Origin of the sequence: Serratia sp. Je.1.23.a, assembly GCF_051129805.1 — a bacterium.
GTDB classification, from domain to species: domain Bacteria; phylum Pseudomonadota; class Gammaproteobacteria; order Enterobacterales; family Enterobacteriaceae; genus Serratia; species Serratia liquefaciens.
This window is the reverse complement of the sequence record NZ_JBCPSR010000018.1, coordinates 1-2,948: the sequence shown is the minus strand read 5'-3', so window position 1 is coordinate 2,948 and position 2,948 is coordinate 1. Positions and strand designations below refer to the sequence as shown.

Annotated in this window: 2 protein-coding genes and 2 pseudogenes; 3 read left to right on the top strand and 1 reads right to left on the bottom strand. The window is 47.3% G+C overall.

From position 1 onward, the window contains the following. Positions 1-848, top strand: an 848-nt coding sequence (locus AAZT04_RS25930) for a beta-prism lectin domain-containing protein (protein ID WP_434682331.1), incomplete at its 5' end; no start/stop codon positions are given. 73 nt (positions 849-921) lie between these two features. Further along, a pseudogene (locus AAZT04_RS25925) lies at positions 922-1,170 on the top strand (transposase); the annotation flags it as partial. Positions 1,171-1,179: 9 nt separating this feature from the next. Here AAZT04_RS25925 and AAZT04_RS25920 read toward each other — a convergent pair. Then, positions 1,180-2,331, bottom strand: coding sequence for an IS30 family transposase (locus tag AAZT04_RS25920; protein WP_129984157.1), 1,152 nt, complete (start codon positions 2,329-2,331; stop codon positions 1,180-1,182). A 64-nt stretch (positions 2,332-2,395) separates the two neighbouring features. Between AAZT04_RS25920 and AAZT04_RS25915 the strand changes: the two are divergent. Then, positions 2,396-2,824: pseudogene (locus AAZT04_RS25915) on the top strand (IS3 family transposase); the annotation flags it as partial. Between the last annotated feature and the right edge of the window lie 124 nt (positions 2,825-2,948).

Sequence of the window (2,948 nt, the reverse complement as noted above, 5' to 3'; positions counted from 1 at the left end):
CTAGTAACAGCAAGTTCGATGGGAATGTCTATACCCCGGGAAGTGATGACGCAGGAGATGTTGTTCGCGCCTGTGTTACCCCTAAGGGTAAGGAGCAAAGCATCAAGGGGAGTGAGGTTTGTGTTGCCGGGTCTGACCTGGTGACCATCTATAGTTATGATTTTTCCATCACTCCGTCATCCAAAGCTATCACGGAGGGGGGGCAATTCCTCTTCTCAGTAAGGGCGGTGCCAACCAATGGGCAGGCGTCTATTGGTGTCGCATCGGGAATAGACTGGCGTATTGCTGATACATCGATAGCCAGTATTGATAACAATGGCAAAGTAAAAGGGAAAAAAGCTGGGGATACAAAAATCTACGCCAGTGGCAATTATAAAGGGATTAAATTTGACGTAACAGCCACCTTAACCGTTAGGGGTAATCATCTATCGCCTGTATATGGCAAGCCTTCGGCAGGAGATTCTGAGAGAAAGTATATAATCCAACCCCCGAGTTATTCCTTGAAAATGCGTTCGGGTTATGTTGTTGATGCTATAGGTACGTCAGAGGACTTGACCGGTGGAAGTGGTGGGAATAACGTCATAATAGATAACCTGGATAAACTGACAAGCATAGAGGTAACAACAGGGAGGTATAATCATGCACCTAATGCAGTTACCATATCTGAAATAAAATTCAATTATAAAGGTGGAAAGCATAAGTCCGTAGGATTGAGTCAAGATATGGATAAGGCGTCGCTACGCACTGAGGTCTACTCTATTCCATCTGGCTACGTTCTTCAGGGATTTATTGTGCATGCAGCGCTATATTCACATGCAATACAGTTTGTTTCCATGCCGAAAGAGTAAAAGGGTAAGCTGAATCGCCACAGGTTTAACAGACATCTCAGAGTCATTTAAGATGGCTTAAAGAGAGGTGCCCATGAGCGGTAAGCGTTATCCCGAAGAGTTTAAAATTGAAGCAGTCAAACAGGTTGTTGATCGTGGTCATTCTGTTTCCAGCGTTGCAACACGTCTCGATATCACCACCCACAGCCTTTACGCCTGGATAAAGAAGTACGGTCCGGATTCTTCCACTAATAAAGAACAGTCGGATGCTCAGGCCGAGATCCGCCGTCTCCAGAAAGAGCTGAAGCGGGTTACCGACGAACGGGACATATTAAAAAAAGCCGCTGTAGATTCAACTTGTCAACGCAACACCCTTTTCAAAAATCTGTTTTGGCGTCTTAAATTTCAATGTTTTTCTCGGCCTGTTATTTAATTGCTCTGCGACCTGATCCAGGTCTTCTTGCGAATGTTGAGCCAGACAGGTCTTTTTGGGAAAGTATTGCCGAATAAGGCCATTAGTGTTCTCGTTGGTACCTCGTTGCCATGGGCTCTGTGGGTCACAGAAATATACTGGCATGCCTGTATTGGCCGTAAAATCTGCATGTTTGGCCAGCTCCATACCACGGTCCCAGGTCAATGATTGCCTGAGTTTGAAGGGAATTTTTTTAAATTTTTCTACCAAGGCATGATTCACTGAAGTGGCGTCTTTTCCCCTCAGTTTCAGGAGGATGGTATAGCGTGATTTTCTATCAACGAGAGTAGCAATGTGCGTATTTTTTGTGCCCGAGACTAAGTCACCTTTCCAGTGGCCAACCGAACGCCGATTGTTGATATGCCTCGAGCGCTCATGAATAGAGATACCATTGACGATATTAATCGTCCCTCGTTCCCCTTTGCGAGAATGGCGTTTTCCATGACGTAGGCTGTGGGAACGACGCAGATGCTTTACCAGCAGATGATGTAAGGCGTCTCGAGTACGGAAATACAGGGTTTTATAAATCGTCTCTGCTGATATTTGCATCGTTTTTCGGCGATGCGCTGTTTTTTTAAGCCATCCGGATATTTGTTCAGGAGACCATTTGAGCTCCAGTTTTTCTAAAACCAAATCCCGCAGTTCCAGGTTTATCTCCAGTAAACAGGGCTTAGGCCTTTTGGCCATTCGGTTCGCCCTGTTGTTCGCATCCACCGCTTTGTAATAGCGTCGGCCACGGTTACGTTGAACTTCTCTTGAGATAGTAGAAGGCGAACGATTGAGTGATTGCGCAATAGCTCTGATACTTTTTTTGGCAGAGAGCCCAACACGTATTTCCTCCCGTTCAGATAAAGTTAAATGCGATGCGGCACATTTACGCACATTGGGCTTCATGCCCCCTGAGTCTCTTAAAATAGTGAAAATGGTGCCTGGCTTAGAATCCAGGGTTTTAGCAATCTCACTGAAGCCGATGCCGTTCTTCCATGAATCGAAAACAAACTCTTTTTCCACTGCCGTAAATGTACGTTTCATTCAATAATCCTCCGCTACTCCATGTTTTAGCATGGATGTTGCATTGAACAATTGAATCTACAGCGGCGTACTTCGCAAAGCTGTCCGACTGAGGTACGCCTTTATCCGTGACAACACCTGTTGCTGGCCTGTTCGCCTGCTCTGTCGGGTGCTGGATGTTCATCCCAGTGGCTTTTACGCCTGGCTTCAGCAGCCGCATTCACAACGCCATCAGGTAGACCTGAGACTGACAGGGCAGATTAAACAGTTCTGGCTGGAATCGGGATGCGTCTATGGTTATCGCAAGATCCATCTGGATCTGCGGGATAGCGGGCAACAGTGCGGAGTCAACAGAGTCTGGCGACTGATGAAACGTGCCGGGATAAAGGCTCAGGTCGGGTACCGGAGCCCGCGGGCACGTAAAGACGAGGCCAGTATAGTGTCGCCCAACAGGCTCCAGCGACAGTTCAATCCGGATGCTCCGGATGAGCGTTGGGTAACGGACATAACCTACAGTGTGCCCGGAGTTCAGGGCGAGCACGGATGCTCAAATGAACCACGAGTCTGTCTGGAATATTGAGCCGGTAACTCATGACGAGAAACCCAACAATCCCACCGGGTGTGACGGTGGAGAACCT